15 protein-coding genes are annotated in these 19,309 nt (G+C 54.6%); 11 read left to right on the top strand and 4 right to left on the bottom strand.

Going from position 1 to position 19,309, the window contains the following annotated elements; translation table 11 throughout:
- The first annotated feature begins 3 nt into the window (after positions 1-3).
- The 4 genes from L462_RS19885 to L462_RS19870 all read left to right on the top strand — a co-directional run bounded on the left by L462_RS19885 (position 4) and on the right by L462_RS19870 (position 3,239).
- Positions 4-1,233, top strand: coding sequence for a winged helix-turn-helix domain-containing protein (locus tag L462_RS19885; protein WP_032677802.1), 1,230 nt, complete (start codon positions 4-6; stop codon positions 1,231-1,233).
- Positions 1,234-1,278: 45 nt separating this feature from the next.
- A complete protein-coding gene (gene ycaR, locus L462_RS19880; protein WP_006174474.1) occupies positions 1,279-1,461 on the top strand; it encodes a protein YcaR in 183 nt (60 codons plus the stop codon).
- Positions 1,458-2,204 (top strand): 3-deoxy-manno-octulosonate cytidylyltransferase, encoded by a 747-nt coding sequence (kdsB, locus tag L462_RS19875; protein ID WP_032677803.1) that lies wholly within the window; start codon positions 1,458-1,460, stop codon positions 2,202-2,204. The genes ycaR and kdsB overlap by 4 nt, the downstream gene beginning before the upstream one ends.
- 141 nt (positions 2,205-2,345) lie before the next feature.
- Positions 2,346-3,239 carry a YcbJ family phosphotransferase gene (locus L462_RS19870; protein ID WP_014169395.1) on the top strand — a complete coding sequence of 298 codons (894 nt, stop codon included), beginning with the start codon at positions 2,346-2,348 and terminating at the stop codon, positions 3,237-3,239.
- Here the strand turns inward: L462_RS19870 and elyC are convergent.
- Positions 3,216-3,995, bottom strand: coding sequence for an envelope biogenesis factor ElyC (gene elyC, locus L462_RS19865; RefSeq protein WP_014169396.1), 780 nt, complete (start codon positions 3,993-3,995; stop codon positions 3,216-3,218). The genes L462_RS19870 and elyC overlap by 24 nt on opposite strands.
- A 124-nt stretch (positions 3,996-4,119) precedes the next feature.
- Here elyC and cmoM point away from each other — a divergent pair, with 124 nt between their 5' ends.
- The 7 genes from cmoM to L462_RS19830 all read left to right on the top strand — a co-directional run bounded on the left by cmoM (position 4,120) and on the right by L462_RS19830 (position 14,758).
- Positions 4,120-4,899 (top strand): tRNA uridine 5-oxyacetic acid(34) methyltransferase CmoM, encoded by a 780-nt coding sequence (gene cmoM / locus L462_RS19860; protein ID WP_032677804.1) that lies wholly within the window; start codon positions 4,120-4,122, stop codon positions 4,897-4,899.
- A 3-nt stretch (positions 4,900-4,902) separates the two neighbouring features.
- The gene (gene mukF, locus L462_RS19855) at positions 4,903-6,225 is read left to right on the top strand and encodes a chromosome partition protein MukF (RefSeq protein WP_014169399.1); all 1,323 of its coding nucleotides are present in this window, start codon (positions 4,903-4,905) and stop codon (positions 6,223-6,225) included.
- The gene (gene mukE, locus L462_RS19850; protein WP_014169400.1) at positions 6,206-6,910 is read left to right on the top strand and encodes a chromosome partition protein MukE; all 705 of its coding nucleotides are present in this window, start codon (positions 6,206-6,208) and stop codon (positions 6,908-6,910) included. The genes mukF and mukE overlap by 20 nt, the downstream gene beginning before the upstream one ends.
- Complete coding sequence (gene mukB, locus L462_RS19845) at positions 6,910-11,361, top strand: chromosome partition protein MukB (protein ID WP_014169401.1); 4,452 nt, start codon at positions 6,910-6,912, stop codon at positions 11,359-11,361. The genes mukE and mukB overlap by 1 nt, the downstream gene beginning before the upstream one ends.
- Before the next feature lie 177 nt (positions 11,362-11,538).
- Positions 11,539-13,362 (top strand): L,D-transpeptidase, encoded by a 1,824-nt coding sequence (gene ldtD / locus L462_RS19840; RefSeq protein WP_032677805.1) that lies wholly within the window; start codon positions 11,539-11,541, stop codon positions 13,360-13,362.
- 176 nt (positions 13,363-13,538) lie between these two features.
- A complete protein-coding gene (locus tag L462_RS19835; RefSeq protein WP_014169403.1) occupies positions 13,539-14,090 on the top strand; it encodes a peptidoglycan L,D-endopeptidase MepK in 552 nt (183 codons plus the stop codon).
- Between the two features lie 20 nt (positions 14,091-14,110).
- The gene (locus L462_RS19830) at positions 14,111-14,758 is read left to right on the top strand and encodes an MBL fold metallo-hydrolase (RefSeq protein ID WP_020884810.1); all 648 of its coding nucleotides are present in this window, start codon (positions 14,111-14,113) and stop codon (positions 14,756-14,758) included.
- A 50-nt stretch (positions 14,759-14,808) separates the two neighbouring features.
- Here L462_RS19830 and aspC read toward each other — a convergent pair whose 3' ends face one another.
- The 3 genes from aspC to asnS form a co-directional block, all read right to left on the bottom strand.
- Positions 14,809-15,999 (bottom strand): aspartate transaminase, encoded by a 1,191-nt coding sequence (gene aspC / locus L462_RS19825; RefSeq protein ID WP_020884809.1) that lies wholly within the window; start codon positions 15,997-15,999, stop codon positions 14,809-14,811.
- A 185-nt stretch (positions 16,000-16,184) separates the two neighbouring features.
- A complete protein-coding gene (locus tag L462_RS19820; RefSeq protein WP_020884808.1) occupies positions 16,185-17,273 on the bottom strand; it encodes a porin in 1,089 nt (362 codons plus the stop codon).
- 631 nt (positions 17,274-17,904) lie between these two features.
- Complete coding sequence (gene asnS, locus L462_RS19815; protein WP_032677806.1) at positions 17,905-19,305, bottom strand: asparagine--tRNA ligase; 1,401 nt, start codon at positions 19,303-19,305, stop codon at positions 17,905-17,907.
- Positions 19,306-19,309: the final 4 nt, after the last annotated feature.

Below are 19,309 nucleotides of genomic sequence, written 5' to 3' on the forward strand. Positions count from 1 at the left end.
CGCATGTCTTTACCGCAACTCTCGCTTTCAGCCGCACGTCATTTGCACCTTGCCGCACAGGGGCTGCTCAAAAAGCCCCGCCGCCGCGCGCAGCCCGCCGATATTCTCTCTACCGTTCAGCGCATGTCGCTCCTTCAAATTGACACCATTAATATCGTGGCCCGTAGCCCTTACCTTGTGCTGTTTAGTCGACTGGGGAATTATCCGCCTCAGTGGCTGGATGACGCGCTCAGTAAGGGGGACTTAATGGAGTACTGGGCGCACGAGGCCTGTTTCCTGCCGCGCAGCGATTTTGCCCTGGTTCGCCATCGCATGCTGGCCCCCGAAAAGATGGGCTGGAAATACCGCCAGGAATGGATGCAGGAGCACGCGACTGAAATTGCACAGCTTATCGAGCATATTCAGCAAAACGGTCCTGTACGTTCCGCCGATTTTGAACATCCGAGAAAAGGGACCAGCGGCTGGTGGGAGTGGAAGCCGCACAAACGCCACCTTGAAGGACTGTTTACGTCCGGCAAAGTCATGGTGATTGAACGGCGTAATTTTCAGCGCGTGTATGACCTGACGCACCGCGTGATGCCCCACTGGGACGATGAGCGTGACTTACTCACCCAGGAGGCAGCGGAAGCCATCATGCTGGAAAACAGCGCCCGCAGTCTGGGCATTTTCCGGCCGCAGTGGCTGGCGGATTACTATCGCCTTCGCCAGCCGGCCCTGAAACCGCTGCTGGAAATGTGGCAGCGTGAACATCGTGTTATCCCCGTCACGGTAGAAACCCTCGGGGACATGTGGCTGCATTCGGATCTCCTCCCGCTCTTACCCCAGGCTCTGGACAGTAAGCTTCAGGCAACCCACAGCGCGGTGTTATCGCCTTTCGATCCGGTCGTGTGGGACAGAAAACGGGCCGAACAGCTGTTTAATTTCAGCTATCGGCTTGAGTGTTACACCCCCGCGCCAAAGCGTCAGTACGGCTACTTTGTGTTGCCTCTGCTGCACAAAGGGCAACTGGTCGGTCGAATGGATGCCAAAATGCACCGCAAAACCGGCACGCTGGAGATTATCGCGCTCTATCTTGAAGAGGGGATCAAGACCACAGCGGCGCTGGAAAAAGGATTAACCTCCGCCATTAGCGAATTCGCACGCTGGCAGGGGGCCCACGACGTGGCGCTGGGTCGGGTGCCTGACGGGTTGTTTAGCACCTGTCGACGTGGCTGGGAAACAGACACTCCCTGAAAAAGGAATGTGTTAAGCTTTAGCGATTACCCATACGGAGGAACTATGGATCACCGTTTACTTGAAATTATTGCCTGCCCGGTGTGCAACGGCAAACTTTACTACAGCCAGGACAAACAAGAGCTGATTTGCAAGCTGGACAGTCTGGCATTCCCGCTGCGCGACGGTATTCCGGTATTGCTGGAAAACGAAGCCCGCTCCCTGGTGGCAGAAGAGAGCAAACCATGAGTTTTGTTGTCATTATTCCTGCGCGTTATGCATCAACCCGTCTGCCGGGTAAACCGCTGGTGGATATCAACGGCAAACCGATGATTGTGCATGTCCTTGAACGTGCGCGTGAGTCCGGTGCTGAGCGCGTTATCGTGGCAACCGATCATCCGGACGTTGCCCGTGCGGTTGAGGCGGCTGGTGGAGAAGTGTGCATGACCCGCGCCGATCACCAGTCCGGCACAGAGCGGCTGGCAGAAGTGGTTGAGAAATGCGGTTTTAATGATGATACGGTCATCGTTAACGTGCAGGGCGACGAGCCGATGATCCCGGCGGTCATTATTCGCCAGGTGGCGGAAAACCTGGCGCAGCGCCAGGTCGGTATGGCTACGCTCGCGGTACCTGTGCTCCACGCTGAAGAGGCGTTTAATCCGAACGCGGTGAAAGTGGTGATGGATGCCGAGGGCTATGCGCTCTACTTCTCTCGCGCCACTATTCCCTGGGATCGTGACCGTTTTGCGGTTTCAAAAGAGACCATTGGTGATTCATTCCTGCGTCATCTGGGGATCTACGGCTACCGCGCTGGCTTTATTCGTCGTTATGTCACCTGGGCACCCAGCCCGCTGGAGCATATCGAAATGCTGGAGCAGCTCCGCGTGCTCTGGTACGGGGAAAAAATCCACGTTGCCGTTGCGCAGGAAGTGCCAGGTACGGGTGTTGACACCCCGGAAGATCTTGAGCGCGTCCGCGCCGAATTGCGTTAATAGCGCCCGCATCCCTCCTTACGGGGGGATGCTCTCTCCAGGTTATTTTCCCTTTCTTTTCCATAATTGATCTCTGTCGGGTGACATCTTCTGTCCGCGCGCTCATTATAAAAGCAGTAGTCTTAATGGGGGTAATCTCATATGGAACAGCTGCGTGCTGAACTGAGCCATCTGCTGGGTGAGAAGTTAAGCAGGGTTGAGTGTGTGAACGAAAAAGCAGATACCGCACTCTGGTCGTTATATGACAGCCAGGGAAACCCAATGCCGCTGATGGCCCGAAGTTTTACCTCGCCGGGCGTTGCCAGGCAGCTGGCCTGGAAAATGTCGATGCTTGCGCGACAAGGGACCGTCCGCATGCCGACGGTGTATGGCGTGATGACGCATGAAGAACACCCCGGCCCCGATGTCCTGCTGATTGAGCGGTTACGTGGCGTGCCTGTGGAAGCGCCTGCTCGTTCACCGGAACGCTGGGAACAGCTGAAAGATCAGATTGTCGAGGCGCTGCTGGGCTGGCACAGACAAGACAGCGGTGGGCTCGTCGGGCCGGTAGACAGCACCCAGGAAAACCTGTGGCCACTGTGGTATCGCCAGCGGGTCGAAGTGTTGTGGGGCACCCTTAACCAGTTTAATAACACCGGTTTGACCATGCAGGACAAACGTATTTTGTTCCGCACCCGGGAGTGTTTGCCCGCGCTGTTTGACGGCTTTAACGACAACTGCGTGCTGGTTCACGGCAATTTTACCCTGCGCAGCATGCTGAAAGACCCTCGCAGCGACCAGCTTCTGGCAATGGTAGGGCCGGGGATCATGCTCTGGGCACCGCGCGAGTACGAGTTGTTCAGGCTCAGCGACAGCGGGGCCGCAGAGGGGTTACTCTGGCATTATCTCCAGCGGGCGCCGGTTGCAGAAGCGTTTCTCTGGCGCCGCTGGCTCTATCTGCTCTGGGATGAAGTGGCGCAACTGGTCAATACTGGCCGTTTTAATCGCGCCAACTTCGATCTCGCCACGAAATCACTCCTGCCCTGGCTCGCCTGACGCGCCTTTTAGCCATTGCCAGAGGCGTCCAAGCGTTTCGTAACCGACACGATCGCTGTGCATCAGCCATACCGGGGACGGGATCGCCCGTTCCCACGGGTTAAGCGGCGCGTCGATGGCCATCTGGTTAGCCGGCGCGGGGAGGGGATGCAGGCCAACTCTTTCGAAGAAAATCATCGCCCGCGGCAGGTGCGAGGCGGACGTAACCAGCAGGAACGGGGCATCGCCAATCGCCTGCTTCACGGCAGCAGCTTCTTCTTCGGTGTCTTTTGGGCTGTCCAGCGTGATGATAGCGGAACGCGGTACACCCAGCGATTCAGCCACTCTGGCTCCGGCTTCGGCCGTGCTGACCGGGTTTGTTTTTGCCGCCGCACCGGTAAAGATCATTTTCGATCCCGGATTCGCCAGCCACAGGCGAATACCTTCGTTCAGTCGAGGCAGGCTGTTGTTAATCAGGTTTGAACTGGGCGCCCAGTTCGGATCCCAGGTGTAACCTCCACCCAGCACCACGATATACTTCACCTCCTGATGACCCTGCCATGTCGGGTACCTGTTTTCGACAGGGCGTAACAGGCTATCCGCGACCGGTTGCAGACTCAGCAACAGCAGAACCAGCCAGCCGATGGTAATAAGGGTTTTGCCACTTTTCTGAAAGCGACTAAACCACACCAGCGCCAGCCCTAGCGCAATAATGATAAGCAGCAGTGGAAGGGGAAGCATCATCCCCCCAATGTATTTCTTCAGGGTAAAAAGCATCCTTTTTGGTTCCTTTTTTAACCATATAGCAGGTGATTACTCGTGATATTACACCAGAGAGGTTCATTCTCCGCGCGGGTGTGACAAAATAGCGGTTTTGCAGTTAGCGAGTGGAACTCTCCCAATGCGGGATCGCAATTTTGATGACATCGCGGAAAAGTTTTCGCGCAACATTTATGGCACCACGAAAGGGCAGTTGCGTCAGACGATCCTCTGGCAGGATCTGGACAACATCCTGGCCTCGTTTGAGGGGCAAACGTTGCGCGTGCTGGACGCTGGCGGCGGTGAAGGGCAGACGGCGATCAAAATGGCCCAGCGCGGTCATCACGTAACGCTTTGCGATCTTTCTGCTGAGATGATCGCGCGTGCGACGCGTGCCGCAGAAGAGAAAGGTGTGAGCGACAACATGCATTTTATACAATGCGCCGCTCAGGACATCGCACAGCATTTGGAAACCCAGGTTGATCTGATATTGTTTCATGCAGTGCTGGAGTGGGTTGCCGATCCGCAAAGCGTGTTACGCACCCTGTGGTCGATGTTGCGCCCGGGCGGTACGCTGTCACTGATGTTCTACAATGCTAACGGCTTCCTGATGCACAACATGGTTGCGGGTAACTTCGACTATGTTCAGGTCGGGATGCCAAAAAAGAAAAAACGCACGCTTTCCCCGGATTATCCGCGCGATCCGCAGCAGGTGTATGGCTGGCTGGAAGAGATTGGCTGGCAGATAACCGGGAAAACGGGCGTCAGGGTGTTTCATGATTATCTGCGTGAAAAACACAAACAGCGTGACTGTTTTGACACCTTAACAGAATTAGAAACGCGGTATTGCCGTCAGGAACCTTTTGTCAGTCTTGGCCGCTATATTCACGTCACCGCGCACAAGCCGCAGATGCAAGGATAACCTATGAGTGAATTTTCCCAGACAGTCCCCGAACTGGTTGCCTGGGCCAGGAAAAACGATTTCTCCATCTCGCTGCCGGTAGACAGACTCTCTTTCCTGCTGGCGGTTGCCACGCTGAACGGCGAACGGCTGGATGGCGAAATGAGCGAGGGTGAACTGGTGGATGCGTTCCGCCATGTCAGTGATGCGTTTGAGCAAACCAGCGAAACCATTAGCGTGCGTGCCAACAACGCAATCAACGATATGGTGCGTCAACGTCTGCTGAACCGCTTTACCAGCGAGCAGGCGGAAGGAAACGCCATCTATCGTCTGACGCCACTGGGTATCGGCATCACCGATTACTACATCCGCCAGCGTGAATTTTCCACGCTGCGTCTTTCCATGCAGCTCTCGATTGTGGCGGGTGAACTTAAGCGCGCCGCCGATGCAGCGGATGAAAACGGTGACGAATTCCACTGGCACCGTAACGTCTATGCGCCGCTGAAATATTCGGTGGCAGAGATTTTCGACAGCATCGATCTGACCCAGCGTCTGATGGATGAACAGCAGCAACAGGTAAAAGACGATATCGCGCAGTTGCTGAATAAAGACTGGCGTGCGGCCATCTCCAGCTGTGAAATGTTGCTGTCGGAAACCTCGGGTACGCTGCGTGAACTGCAGGATACGCTGGAAGCCGCAGGGGATAAGCTTCAGGCGAACCTGCTGCGCATCCAGGATGCGACCATGGCCCATGACGATCTGCATTTTATTGACCGTCTGGTGTTCGATCTGCAGAGCAAACTCGATCGTATTATCAGCTGGGGTCAGCAGTCGATTGACCTGTGGATCGGTTATGACCGTCACGTGCATAAATTTATCCGTACCGCGATCGATATGGATAAAAACCGCGTCTTTGCTCAGCGTCTGCGCCAGTCGGTACAGACCTATTTCGATGCGCCATGGGCGCTGACTTACGCCAGTGCCGATCGTCTGCTGGATATGCGCGACGAAGAGATGGCCCTGCGCGATGAAGAAGTGACCGGTGAACTGCCACCGGATCTGGAATATGAAGAGTTCAACGAAATTCGTGAGCAACTTGCGGCGATGATCGAAGAACAGCTCGCTGTCTACAAAACCAGACAAGTGCCGCTGGATCTTGGGCTCGTGGTGCGCGACTATCTGGCGCAATATCCTCGCGCACGCCACTTCGACATCGCCCGCATCGTGGTAGACCAGGCCGTGCGTCTGGGCGTCGCGCAAGCAGATTTCACCGGGCTGCCGCCGAAGTGGCAGCCGATTAACGATTACGGAGCCAAGGTACAGGCGCATGTCATTGACAAATATTGAACAAGTGATGCCAGTTAAGCTGGCACAGGCGCTGGCGAATCCGTTGTTTCCGGCGCTGGACAGCCAACTGCGTGCCGGTCGTCACATTGGCTTAGACGAGCTGGACAATCACGCCTTTTTGATGGACTTCCAGGAGTACCTGGAGGAGTTTTACGCCCGCTATAACGTGGAGCTTATCCGCGCACCGGAAGGGTTTTTCTACCTGCGTCCACGTTCCACAACCCTGATTCCGCGTTCCGTGCTCTCTGAGCTGGATATGATGGTCGGCAAAATTCTTTGCTACCTCTATCTCAGCCCGGAGCGTCTGGCAAATGAAGGCATCTTCACCCAGCAGGAGCTTTACGACGAGCTGCTGGCGCTGGCGGATGAGAGCAAGCTGCTTAAGCTGGTGAACAACCGCTCCACCGGCTCGGATCTTGACCGCCAGAAATTGCAGGAAAAAGTTCGCTCTTCCCTTAACCGTCTGCGTCGTCTGGGCATGGTCTGGTTTATGGGCCATGACAGCAGCAAATTCCGCATTACGGAATCTGTCTTCCGCTTCGGCGCCGATGTGCGTGCGGGCGACGATGCGCGTGAAGCGCAGCTTCGCATGATCCGCGACGGTGAAGCGATGCCGGTGGAAAACCATTTGCAGCTCGACGATGAGCATGAAGAGAATCTGCCGGATAGCGGGGAGGAAGAGTAATGATTGAACGCGGTAAATTTCGCTCACTAACGCTGATTAACTGGAACGGCTTCTTTGCCCGGACGTTCGATCTGGATGAGCTGGTTACGACGCTCTCCGGTGGTAACGGTGCGGGTAAATCCACCACCATGGCGGCGTTTGTTACGGCACTGATCCCCGATCTGACGCTGCTCCATTTCCGTAACACCACCGAAGCGGGGGCGACCAGCGGCTCTCGCGATAAAGGCCTGCACGGCAAACTCAAAGCAGGCGTCTGTTATTCGGTACTGGACGTCATTAACTCCCGACATCAGCGTGTGGTGGTGGGGGTACGTCTGCAGCAGGTCGCAGGCCGTGACCGTAAAGTGGACATTAAACCGTTTGCCATCCAGGGTCTGCCAACCTCCATGCAGCCCACAGCGCTGCTGACGGAAACCCTGAATGAGCGCCAGGCGCGCGTGCTGACGCTGCAGGAGCTGAAAGATAAGCTCGAAACCATCGAAGGCGTGCAGTTCAAGCAGTTCAACTCCATTACGGATTACCACTCCCTGATGTTCGATCTGGGCGTTGTGGCGCGTCGTCTGCGCAGCGCGTCTGACCGTAGCAAATACTACCGTTTGATCGAAGCATCGCTGTACGGTGGTATCTCCAGCGCCATTACCCGCTCCCTGCGCGACTACCTGTTGCCGGAAAACAGCGGCGTGCGTAAGGCCTTCCAGGATATGGAAGCTGCGCTGCGTGAAAACCGCATGACGCTCGAAGCCATTCGCGTGACGCAGTCTGACCGTGACCTGTTTAAGCACCTGATTAGCGAGGCCACCAACTACGTGGCGGCGGACTATATGCGTCACGCCAATGAACGTCGTGTCCATCTCGATCAGGCGTTAGAGTACCGCCGCGAACTGTTCACCTCCCGTAAACAGCTGGTTGCTGAGCAGTATAAGCACGTCGAAATGGCGCGTGAACTGGGCGAGCACAACGGCGCCGAAGGCGATCTGGAAGCCGATTACCAGGCTGCCAGCGATCACCTGAACCTGGTGCAGACCGCCCTGCGTCAGCAGGAGAAGATCGAGCGCTACGAAGCGGATCTCGATGAGCTGCAAATTCGTCTCGAAGAGCAAAATGAAGTGGTGGCGGAAGCTGCCGACATGCAGGAAGAGAACGAAGCACGTGCCGAGGCCGCCGAGCTGGAAGTGGATGAGCTGAAAAATCAGTTGGCCGATTACCAGCAGGCGCTGGACGTGCAGCAGACGCGTGCAATTCAGTATACCCAGGCACTTCAGGCGTTACAGCGTGCAAAAGAGCTGTGTCATCTGCCTGACCTCACCCCGGAAAGCGCTGACCAGTGGCTGGATACCTTCCAGGCCAAAGAGCAGGAAGCGACCGAGAAACTGCTCTCGCTTGAACAGAAGATGAGCGTCGCGCAAACGGCGCACAGTCAGTTTGAGCAAGCGTACCAGCTGGTTGTGGCAATTAACGGACCGCTTGCGCGTAACGAAGCGTGGGAAGTTGCCCGTGAACTGCTGCGCGACGGTGTGAACCAGCGCCATCTGGCCGAGCAGGTTCAGCCGCTGCGTATGCGCCTGAACGAACTGGAACAGCGTCTTCGCGAACAGCAGGAAGCCGAGCGTATGCTGGCGGAGTTCTGTAAGCGCCAGGGCAAAAATTACGATTTCGACGATCTTGAAGCTCTGCATCAGGAGCTCGAAGCGCGTATTGCTGCGCTTTCCGATTCCGTATCCAACGCCAGTGAACAGCGCATGACGCTGCGCCAGGAGATGGAGCAGCTGCAGTCCCGTTCTAAGGTGCTGCTGCAGCGTGCACCAGTCTGGCTGGCTGCCCAAAGCAGCCTGAACCAGCTCAGTGAACAGTGCGGCGAACAGTTTGAGTCCAGCCAGGACGTGACCGAATATCTGCAACAGCTGCTGGAGCGCGAGCGCGAGGCGATTGTTGAGCGCGATGAAGTCGGCGCCCGTAAACGTGAGATCGATGAAGAGATTGAGCGCTTAAGCCAGCCTGGTGGTTCGGAAGATTCACGTCTGAACGCCCTGGCTGAACGTTTTGGCGGCGTGCTGTTGTCCGAAATCTATGACGATGTCGGTCTGGACGATGCGCCGTACTTCTCAGCCCTGTATGGCCCATCACGTAACGCGATTGTGGTCCCGGATCTGTCGCTGATTGCTGACCAACTGGCAGGGCTGGAAGATTGCCCGGAAGACCTCTATTTAATCGAAGGGGACCCGCAGTCGTTCGATGACAGCGTATTCAGCGTCGATGAGCTGGAAAAAGCGGTTGTCGTCAAAATCGCCGATCGTCAGTGGCGTTATTCTCGCTTCCCTGAGCTTCCGCTGTTTGGTCGCGCAGCGCGTGAAAACCGGATTGAAAGTCTGCACGCCGAGCGTGAGACGCTGTCTGAACGTTTTGCGACCCTGTCGTTTGACGTGCAGAAAACCCAGCGTCTTCATCAGGCGTTCAGCCGCTTTATCGGCAGCCATCTGGGCGTGGCGTTTGAAGCTGACCCGGAAGCCGAAATTCGCAAGCTCAACACTCGTCGCGGCGAGCTTGAGCGTGCGATCTCAAACCATGAAAATGACAACCAGCAAAGCCGCGTTCAGTTCGAACAGGCGAAAGAGGGCGTTGCGGCCCTTAACCGCATCCTGCCTCGCCTGAATCTGCTGGCAGATGACACGCTGGCTGACCGCGTGGATGAGATTCAGGAACGTCTGGATGAAGCTCAGGAAGCGGCACGTTTTGTTCAGCAGTACGGTAATCAGCTGGCGAAGCTCGAACCAATGGTCTCCGTGTTGCAGAGCGATCCGGAGCAGTTCGAACAGTTAAAAGAAGATTATGCCTGGTCGCAGCAGGTGCAGCGCGAAGCGCGCCAGCAGGCGTTTGCCCTGACGGAAGTGGTGCAGCGCCGGGCCCACTTCGGCTACTCCGATTCCGCGGAGATGCTGAGCGGTAACAGCGATCTCAATGAGAAGCTGCGTCAGCGCCTTGAACAGGCTGAAGCGGAACGTACTCGCGCCCGTGACGCGATGCGTAGCCACTCGGCACAGCTAAACCAGTACAATCAGGTCCTGGCCTCGCTGAAAAGCTCCTTCGACACCAAGAAAGAGCTGTTAAACGATCTTCAGAAAGAGTTACAGGACATTGGCGTCCGTGCTGACAGCGGAGCAGAAGAGCGGGCGCGTATCCGTCGTGATGAACTGCATGCGCAGCTCAGTAATAACCGCGCACGTCGTAATCAGCTGGAAAAAGCGCTGACCTTCTGTGAAGCGGAAATGGATAACCTGACTCGTCGCCTGCGCAAGCTGGAGCGTGATTATCACGAAATGCGTGAGCAGGTCGTGACCGCGAAGGCGGGCTGGTGCGCCGTCATGCGGATGGTGAAAGACAATAACGTTGAACGCCGTCTGCATCGTCGCGAGCTGGCCTATCTCTCTGCGGATGAACTGCGCTCTATGTCGGATAAGGCGCTGGGTGCCTTGCGTCTGGCGGTGGCGGATAACGAACACCTGCGCGATGTGCTGCGTATGTCCGAAGATCCGAAACGCCCTGAGCGTAAGATCCAGTTCTTCGTGGCCGTTTATCAGCACCTGCGTGAGCGTATTCGTCAGGACATCATTCGTACCGACGATCCGGTCGAAGCCATTGAGCAGATGGAAATCGAACTGGGCCGCCTGACGGAAGAGCTGACCTCCCGCGAGCAGAAGCTGGCTATCAGTTCCCGCAGCGTGGCGAATATCATCCGTAAAACCATCCAGCGCGAGCAGAACCGAATTCGCCAGCTGAACCAGGGCTTGCAGAGCGTATCGTTTGGTCAGGTAAACAGCGTGCGTCTGAACGTGAACGTGCGTGAAGCGCACTCGACGCTGCTGGAAGTGTTGTCTGAACAGCACGAACAGCATCAGGATCTGTTCAACAGCAACCGTCTGACCTTCTCCGAAGCGCTGGCGAAACTGTATCAGCGCCTTAATCCGCAGATTGACATGGGGCAACGCACGCCGCAAACCATTGGTGAAGAGCTCCTGGATTACCGTAACTACCTGGAAATGGAAGTGGAGGTTAACCGTGGTTCAGACGGCTGGCTCCGTGCGGAGTCCGGTGCACTCTCTACCGGTGAAGCTATCGGTACCGGGATGTCGATTCTGGTGATGGTGGTCCAGAGCTGGGAAGATGAAGCACGTCGTCTGCGCGGCAAAGATATCTCCCCATGTCGACTGCTGTTCCTGGATGAAGCGGCGCGTCTTGACGCCCGCTCAATTGCCACGCTGTTTGAACTCTGTGAGCGTCTTGATATGCAGCTCATTATCGCTGCGCCGGAGAACATCAGTCCTGAGAAAGGCACCACGTATAAACTGGTGCGTAAGGTATTCCAGAATACCGAACACGTTCACGTGGTCGGGTTACGCGGTTTTGCCCCACAGCCGCCAGAATCCTTACCGGAAACAACGGCAGACGCGTCCTGAGGCGTTTTCTAACCGTGAGCGGCGCACCAGCGCCGCTTTTTTTTTCGCTTAACTTGTGTTTAAGGCTGCGTTATCTTTAAACTTCTTTACATAAGGTAAGGCAACAGGTTTGCCGTCACCCTATAATAAAAGAAAGCCCCAACGTGATGGGCATGTCGTGAAAACAGGGGGCAAGGGATGTTGCTAAAGAAAAAATGTGGTCGTCAGCTGTCTGCGCTAAGTTTATGCCTGGCAGTGACGTTTGCTCCACTGTTAACCGCTCAGGCCGACGAGCCTGAAATTGTGCCGACTGACAGCACAGCAACGACTGGCACACAGCCAACGTCGCTGTCTCAACCGCTGGAGCAGTCTCCTGCGACGGCCATCATGGCCGGTATTAAACCGTTGCCAGAAGGCATCGACGCGGAATCGCTTCGCCAGCAGCTGCTGTCTGGGCTGCCAGCAGGCTACACGCCTGTCTATACCAGTCAGCTCACGCTGCTCTATGCGGCGCGTGACATGAAACCCATGTGGGAAAACCGCGATGCGGTGCGCGCCTTCCAGCAACAGCTGGCAGAAGTCGCCATTGCAGGGTTCCAGCCGCAGTTCACAAAATGGGTTGAGCTCTTAACCGATCCTGCTGTCACCGGGCAGGCGCGGGACGTGGTGCTTTCCGATGCCATGATGGGGTATCTCCAGTTTGTGGCCGGTATTCCGGTCAATGGTAACCGTTGGTTGTACAGCGATAAGCCTTACAAGCTGGCGACTCCGGCACTGTCGGTAATTAACCAGTGGCAACTGGCGCTGGATAGTGGCGATCTGCCGCGCTTTATTGCGAGCCTCGCGCCGGCACATCCGCAATACGCGACCATGCATCAGTCGCTTCTGGAACTGGTCGGGGATTCACGTCCGTGGCCGCAGATGCGTGGTACCGCGACGCTGCGTCCTGGACAGTGGAGCAGCGATGTGCCTGCCCTGCGTGAGATCCTCAAACGCTCCGGTATTCTTGATAGCGGGCCTAAAATTGCCCTGCCGGGTGACGATGCGCAAAGCGTCGTTGTCAGCCCGTCAGCCCCGGTGAAAGAGAAAAAAGCCGCCGTTCTGAGTGATAAGCCCGCGGCCTACGATCGGGAGCTGGTTGCAGCGGTTAAGCAGTTTCAGGCTGCTCAGGGGCTGGGTGCTGATGGCGTGATTGGCCAGTCAACGCGCGACTGGCTGAACGTCTCACCTGCGCAGCGTGCAGGGGTGCTGGCGCTCAATATCCAGCGTTTACGCTTGCTGCCAGGGACCCTCTCTACCGGCATCATGGTGAATATTCCGGCGTATTCGCTGGTCTATTACCAGAACGGCAGTGAAGTGCTGGCGTCACGCGTGATTGTGGGACGTCCCGATCGCAAAACGCCGATGATGAGCAGTGCCCTGAACAACGTGGTGGTTAACCCGCCGTGGAACGTACCGCCGACGCTGGCACGTAAAGACATTCTGCCCAAGATCTGGAACGATCCGGGTTACCTGGAACGCCATGGCTATACGGTGATGCGCGGCTGGAACAGCAAAGAGGCGATAGACCCCTATATGGTCGACTGGTCAACCATTACCGCGTCTAATCTGCCATTCCGGTTCCAGCAGGCACCCGGTGCGCATAACTCGCTCGGACGCTACAAATTCAATATGCCGAGTTCAGATGCTATCTATCTGCACGATACGCCGAACCACAATCTGTTCCAGAAAGACACCCGCGCGCTGAGTTCAGGCTGTGTGCGTGTCAATAAAGCCTCGGAGCTGGCTAATATGCTGTTGCAGGATGCAGGCTGGAACGATACGCGCATCTCTGACGCCCTGAAGCAGGGGGATACGCGTTACGTTAATATTCGTCATAATATTCCGGTCAATCTTTATTATCTGACGGCGTTTGTGGGTGAGGACGGGCGGACGCAGTATCGTACAGATATTTACAATTATGATCTCACGGCGCGATCCGGCGCACAAATTTTGCCAAAAGCTGAACAATTAATCAGGTAAATGAAGCAGTTCGGGAAAATAGGTTGTCGTAAGTAATGGTGAATACGGGGCTATATGGCTGGAGGCCGCGTATTTACTGGGGTTGGGTGCCTTGACGTAGTCGGCTTTGCCAGTTAAGGTGCCCTTCGTGCGCTAAGCATATTTACGATAAACATTGACCTGTAGACCTGATTATCATGGACAAATTTGACGCTAATCGCCGCAAACTGCTGGCGTTAGGTGGTGTTGCGCTCGGCGCAGCGGCCATCTTGCCGACGCCAGCATTTGCCACCCTCTCGACACCTCGTCCGCGAGTTTTAACGCTCAACAATCTCCACACCGGTGAGTCGTTAAAAGCGGAGTTCTTCGATGGCAGAGGCTATATTCAGGATGAATTAGCAAGACTTAACCATTTTTTCCGTGATTTCCGCGCGAATAAAATAAAAGCCATCGACCCAGGACTGTTTGATCAGTTATTCCGCCTTCAGGGCCTGCTGGGTACCAGCAAGCCAGTGCAGCTTATTTCTGGTTATCGCTCTGTTGATACCAATAATGAACTGCGCGCCCATAGCCGTGGGGTAGCGAAAAAAAGCTATCACACGAAGGGACAGGCAATGGATTTCCATATTGAAGGCGTTTCGTTAGCCAATATTCGCAAAGCTGCGTTATCTATGCGCGCAGGTGGTGTAGGATATTACCCAAGTAGCAACTTTGTGCATATTGATACCGGTCCGGTCCGGCACTGGTAATAACGAAACACAGGAGCAGTATGAACTATCGTATTATTCCGGTTACTGCATTCTCCCAGAATTGTTCATTAATCTGGTGTGAGCAAACCAAACTGGCCGCGCTTGTCGATCCCGGCGGTGACGCTGAGAAAATCAAGCAGGAAGTCGCTGATAGCGGTGTCACGCTGATGCAGATTTTACTGACGCATGGTCATCTTGATCATGTTGGTGCGGCGGCGGAGCTGGCACAGCACTTCGGTGTGCCTGTGATCGGTCCGGAAAAAGAAGATGAGTTCTGGCTGCAGGGTTTACCAGCCCAGAGCCGCATGTTTGGCCTTGATGAGTGTCTGCCCCTGACGCCCGATCGCTGGCTAAATGAAGGAGAGCGCGTTAACGTAGGGAATGTGACTTTGCAGGTGTTGCATTGTCCTGGGCATACGCCAGGCCATATTGTCTTCTTTGATGACCAGTCCCGTCTGCTGATTTCCGGCGATGTGATTTTCAAAGGTGGCGTAGGACGCAGCGATTTTCCACGTGGCGACCACGGACAGCTGATTCAGTCGATTAAACAGAAGTTGTTGCCGCTGGGCGATGATGTGACGTTTATCCCTGGACACGGTCCGATGTCGACGCTGGGTTATGAACGACTCCATAACCCGTTCCTTCAGGACGAAATGCCTGTCTGGTAACCAGAATAAAAAAAAGCCTGCATTACGCAGGCTTTTTTTATGGGTGCAATTTACAGCACGGCGACGATGGCTTCGCACAGCGGCGCCATATTGTCTGGGGTCATGCCTGCAACGTTGACGCGGCCAGACGCCACGGCGTAGACGCCAAACTCTTCACGCAGACGCAGAACCTGTTCTTTGGTCAGGCCGCTGAAAGAGAACATACCGTTCTGCTTAATAATAAAGCTGAAGTCACGGTCAGCGCCTTTCTCCGCAAGGGTGTTCACAAACAGCAGACGCATGCGCTGAATACGCTGACGCATATCGTTCAGCTCTTGTTCCCAGATAGCGCGCAGTGCATCGTTGCTCAGGATAGTCGCAACGACAGAGGCACCGTGTGCAGGCGGGTTAGAGTAGTTAGCGCGGATCACGGATTTCATCTGGCTGAATGCACGATCAACGGTTTCAGTGTTCGCCGCAACCAGCGTACAGGCACCGACACGCTCATTGTACAGACCGAAGTTCTTGGAGTAAGAGCTTGCCACGATCAGTTCCTGATGTACGGCAGCAAAAGCGCGCAGGCCTTCCGCATCTTCTTCCAGACCACGGGCGAAGCCCTGGTATGCAAAGTCAAACAGCGGCAGCCAGCCTTTTTCTACGGAGAGCTTCGCCAGCTGTTCCCACTGTTCCAGCGTTGGATCAATACCGGTTGGGTTGTGGCAGCAGCCGTGGAACAGCACCACATCACCCGCCTGAGCCTCGTTCAGGCTGGCCAGCAGACCGTCGAAGTCCAGAGAGTGGTTAGCCGCGTCGTAGTAAGCATATTCGCGGACTTCCAGGCCTGCAGAGTTGAATACGCTCTTGTGGTTTGGCCAGCTTGGGTTGCTCACCCAGACACGCTTAACAGAGGTGTTTTTCGCAAGGAAATCCGCCGCGACGCGCAGCGCGCCGGTACCGCCAGGGGTCTGTGCTGTACGCGCACGCTTGTCGCTCACAATTGCACTGCCTTTGCCGAACAGCAGTTCCTGAGTGCAACGACCAAATTCAGGGATACCATCAATACCGAGGTAATTTTTGGTGGTTTCATTTTCCAGCAGATACTGCTCAGCTTTTTTAACGCTGGTCAGCACCGGGGTTTTGCCGGTTTCATCTTTATATACACCAATACCCAGGTTGATTTTACCAGGGCGGTCGTCGGCACGAAACAGATCGGCCAGGCCCAGAATAGGGTCGGCAGGAGCGGCGGTAATGTTCTCAAACATGACGAAGTTCCATTGTGATTACAGAAGTGAAATCCGCTATCAGGTTAACGGTAGATTTACAAAATGCCAACCGTTTGCGACAAAAAGCGTGCGGCTTTTCAAAAGTCGCCATTTTTTGCTATCAGACATAAAAAAAACAGGGCCGAAGCCCTGTTCATTAAGCATATAACAACGTGGTGTACTGATTAGAACTGGTAGGTCACAGCCATTGCAACCTGGTCGTCTTTACCGTTCACGATACCCACGCTACGAGAGTAGTCGGTGTCGTCGATCAGGTTCAGCTGGTAATCAACATAGATGTTGAAGTTTTTGTTGAAGTAGTAAGTTGCACCCAGTTCAACGAATTTCTGCAGGTCAGCATCGCCGCCAGCGAAGGTGCCACGTTGTGCAAGGTTTTTACCTTTAGACTGCACGTAGGACACGGATGGGCGCAGACCGAAGTCGAACTGGTACTGAGCGATAACTTCGAAGTTCTGCGTTTTGTTTGCGAAAGAACCGTCGTCTTCACGGGTCATGTTACGCGTTTCAGCATAGGTGGTTGCCAGGTAGATGTTGTTCGCATCGTATTTAGCACCAACAGCCCATGCTTCCGCTTTCTCGCCTTTGCCGTCTGCGGATTGCCCGTCAGTACGGTCAGAGTTGCTGTATGCGCCGATCAGGCCGAAACCTTCACCGAACTCATAACCTACAGAGGTACCGAAACCGTCACCGTTAGCGGTTCTCACGTCAGTACGCTCGTTTTTGCCCTGATACTGCAGGCCCAGGCTCAGACCATCAACCAGACCGAAGAAGTCAGAGTTGCGGTAAGTCAGGAGACCAGAGTTACGGCCAGTCATGAAGTTGTCAGAGTAGTTTGCCCAGGTCATACCTGAGAAAGATGGCGCCATATCGGTGTAAGATTCTACGTCGTATACGATACCGTAGTTACGGCCGTAGTCGATGGAACCTGCATCACCCGCTTTCAGACCGGCGAATGCCAGACGGGTACGCTGAGTCTGGTTGCTTTCTGCCTGGCTTGCCAGAGCACGGTATTCCCACTGACCGAAACCAGTCAGTTGGTCGTTAATTTGAGTCTCGCCTTTGAAACCGATCTGAGCATAGGTAGCGTCGTTGCTGTCAGTGTTGTCACCAGAGGTAACGAAGTCGTGCTCACCAACCACTTTCCCGTACAGATCCAGTTTGTTGCCGCTTTTGTTATAGATTTCTGCAGCGTTAGCTGCACCGGCTACCAGCAGGGCAGGGATTACCACTGCCAGAATATTGCGCTTCATCATTATTTATTACCCTCATTGGTTTTTTTATGACACTCGCCACTGCCGTCAATAAATTCTGTCAATAAATTCTGTCAATAAATTCTGTCAATAAATATTTCCGGAACTATTGATGAGAGTTAGGTGTCTTTATGTATCTGACAGGCATCTTTCCATTCATAGAACCGTTTCGCTAGCCTGAAAGTGCTACAATTCTCAAGATTAAGTTACAAAAAGAAATCATGTGTAACTAAATGTGTATTTTTCGGAACTTTGTGAACCACCTCAAATTTCAGCGTCCACTGGCGAATTAAACGGCAGATACTTTGATATCTATATGAAAAGCTTATAATTAATTTAGATAAAGGCAATTCGTATAAACAGAAGCCAAACGGCTCATTTTTTCTTATGACCCGAAAAAGACTTCTGGATGGCTGTAAAACTGGTTGAATTTTGTGCTATTGCTTCAGATTGCAATAAGCGCAATAAGAATAGGGTTTATTTTTTGTGCGCAGATGTTTCGTGGAAACAAAACGTAACAGGTAGTGGTTGTAACGGGGTTGTGGTTTAAAAATGCTGACTTTGCGCTGACGAAAACTGACAATGCAGAATAAAATAATGGCCAGCAATTGCTGGCCATTTGTTATTCAGTCGATTAGAAACTGGCGTTACGCGGTGTGCGTGGGAATGGAATAACGTCACGGACGTTCTGAACACCGGTGACATAGGCGATCAGACGCTCAAAGCCCAGACCAAAACCGGCATGCGGGACGGTACCGTAACGGCGTAAATCGCGATACCAGCTGTAATCCGCAGGATTAAGGCCCATCTCTTCCATGCGTGCGTCCAGTACGTCAAGACGCTCTTCACGCTGAGAACCACCGATGATTTCACCAATGCCCGGCGCCAGGACGTCCATCGCCGCAACGGTTTTACCGTCTTCGTTAAGGCGCATATAGAAGGCCTTAATGTCTTTCGGGTAGTTTTTCACCACAACCGGTGCTTTGAAGTGCTTCTCAGCCAGGTAACGCTCGTGCTCAGACGCCAGGTCAACGCCCCAGTAAACCGGGTTCTCAAACTTCTCTCCGCATTTCTCGAGGATGGCCACCGCGTCGGTGTAGTCCACCTGCGCGAAATCTGCTGAGACGAAACGCTCCAGACGTGCGACTGCATCGCTGTCGACACGCTCTGCGAAGAATTTCATGTCATCAGGACGCTCTTCCAGCACCGCTTTGAAGACATATTTCAGCATCGCTTCTGCCAGACCCGCGACATCATCCAGATCTGCGAATGCCACTTCAGGCTCCAGCATCCAGAATTCCGCCAGGTGACGGCTGGTGTTGGAGTTTTCTGCACGGAAGGTAGGACCAAAGGTGTAGATTTTGGACAGCGCGCAGGCGTAAGTTTCACCGTTGAGCTGACCAGAAACCGTCAGGAAGGCCTCTTTACCGAAGAAGTCTTTGTCATAGTCCACTTTACCTTCTGGCGTACGCGGCAGGTTTTCCATGTCCAGCGTAGAGACGCGGAACATTTCACCCGCACCTTCCGTATCGGACGCAGTGATCAGTGGAGTAGACACCCAGAAATAACCCTGCTCATCGAAGAAACGATGCAGCGCCTGCGCCAGCGTATGACGCACGCGGGCAACCGCACCAATCAGGTTGGTGCGTGGACGCAGGTGCGCCACTTCACGCAGGTATTCGATGCTGTGACGTTTTGCCGCCATTGGGTAGGTGTCGGGATCTTCAACCCAGCCAGTGACTTCAATGGCTGAGGCCTGAATTTCGAAACTCTGACCCTGACCAGGCGATGCCACAACAACACCGGTTACGATAACGGAACAACCCGTTGTCAGGCGCAGAACGTCATCATTGTAATTGGGCAGAGAATTATTAATGACGGCCTGTACAGGATCAAAGCAGGAACCGTCATAGACGGCAAGGAAGGAGATGCCAGCTTTAGAATCTCGGCGAGTACGCACCCATCCGCGCACGGTGACTTCTTGGTCAACGGCGACACGGCCCTGGAGTACGTCGGCTACAGGCACAACGCTCATAATA

It is taken from the genome of Enterobacter sp. BIDMC 26 (assembly GCF_000534435.1).
GTDB classification, from domain to species: Bacteria; Pseudomonadota; Gammaproteobacteria; order Enterobacterales; family Enterobacteriaceae; genus Enterobacter; species Enterobacter ludwigii.

What these genes read in the sequence shown, in the direction of transcription:
- L462_RS19885 (WP_032677802.1), top strand. Translation starts at nt 4, where the DNA reads ATGTCTTTACCGCAACTCTCGCTTTCAGCCGCACGTCATTTGCACCTT.
- ycaR (WP_006174474.1), top strand. Translation starts at nt 1,279, where the DNA reads ATGGATCACCGTTTACTTGAAATTATTGCCTGCCCGGTGTGCAACGGC.
- kdsB (WP_032677803.1), top strand. Translation starts at nt 1,458, where the DNA reads ATGAGTTTTGTTGTCATTATTCCTGCGCGTTATGCATCAACCCGTCTG.
- L462_RS19870 (WP_014169395.1), top strand. Translation starts at nt 2,346, where the DNA reads ATGGAACAGCTGCGTGCTGAACTGAGCCATCTGCTGGGTGAGAAGTTA.
- elyC (WP_014169396.1), bottom strand. Translation starts at nt 3,995, where the DNA reads ATGCTTTTTACCCTGAAGAAATACATTGGGGGGATGATGCTTCCCCTT.
- cmoM (WP_032677804.1), top strand. Translation starts at nt 4,120, where the DNA reads ATGCGGGATCGCAATTTTGATGACATCGCGGAAAAGTTTTCGCGCAAC.
- mukF (WP_014169399.1), top strand. Translation starts at nt 4,903, where the DNA reads ATGAGTGAATTTTCCCAGACAGTCCCCGAACTGGTTGCCTGGGCCAGG.
- mukE (WP_014169400.1), top strand. Translation starts at nt 6,206, where the DNA reads ATGTCATTGACAAATATTGAACAAGTGATGCCAGTTAAGCTGGCACAG.
- mukB (WP_014169401.1), top strand. Translation starts at nt 6,910, where the DNA reads ATGATTGAACGCGGTAAATTTCGCTCACTAACGCTGATTAACTGGAAC.
- ldtD (WP_032677805.1), top strand. Translation starts at nt 11,539, where the DNA reads ATGTTGCTAAAGAAAAAATGTGGTCGTCAGCTGTCTGCGCTAAGTTTA.
- L462_RS19835 (WP_014169403.1), top strand. Translation starts at nt 13,539, where the DNA reads ATGGACAAATTTGACGCTAATCGCCGCAAACTGCTGGCGTTAGGTGGT.
- L462_RS19830 (WP_020884810.1), top strand. Translation starts at nt 14,111, where the DNA reads ATGAACTATCGTATTATTCCGGTTACTGCATTCTCCCAGAATTGTTCA.
- aspC (WP_020884809.1), bottom strand. Translation starts at nt 15,999, where the DNA reads ATGTTTGAGAACATTACCGCCGCTCCTGCCGACCCTATTCTGGGCCTG.
- L462_RS19820 (WP_020884808.1), bottom strand. Translation starts at nt 17,273, where the DNA reads ATGATGAAGCGCAATATTCTGGCAGTGGTAATCCCTGCCCTGCTGGTA.
- asnS (WP_032677806.1), bottom strand. Translation starts at nt 19,305, where the DNA reads ATGAGCGTTGTGCCTGTAGCCGACGTACTCCAGGGCCGTGTCGCCGTT.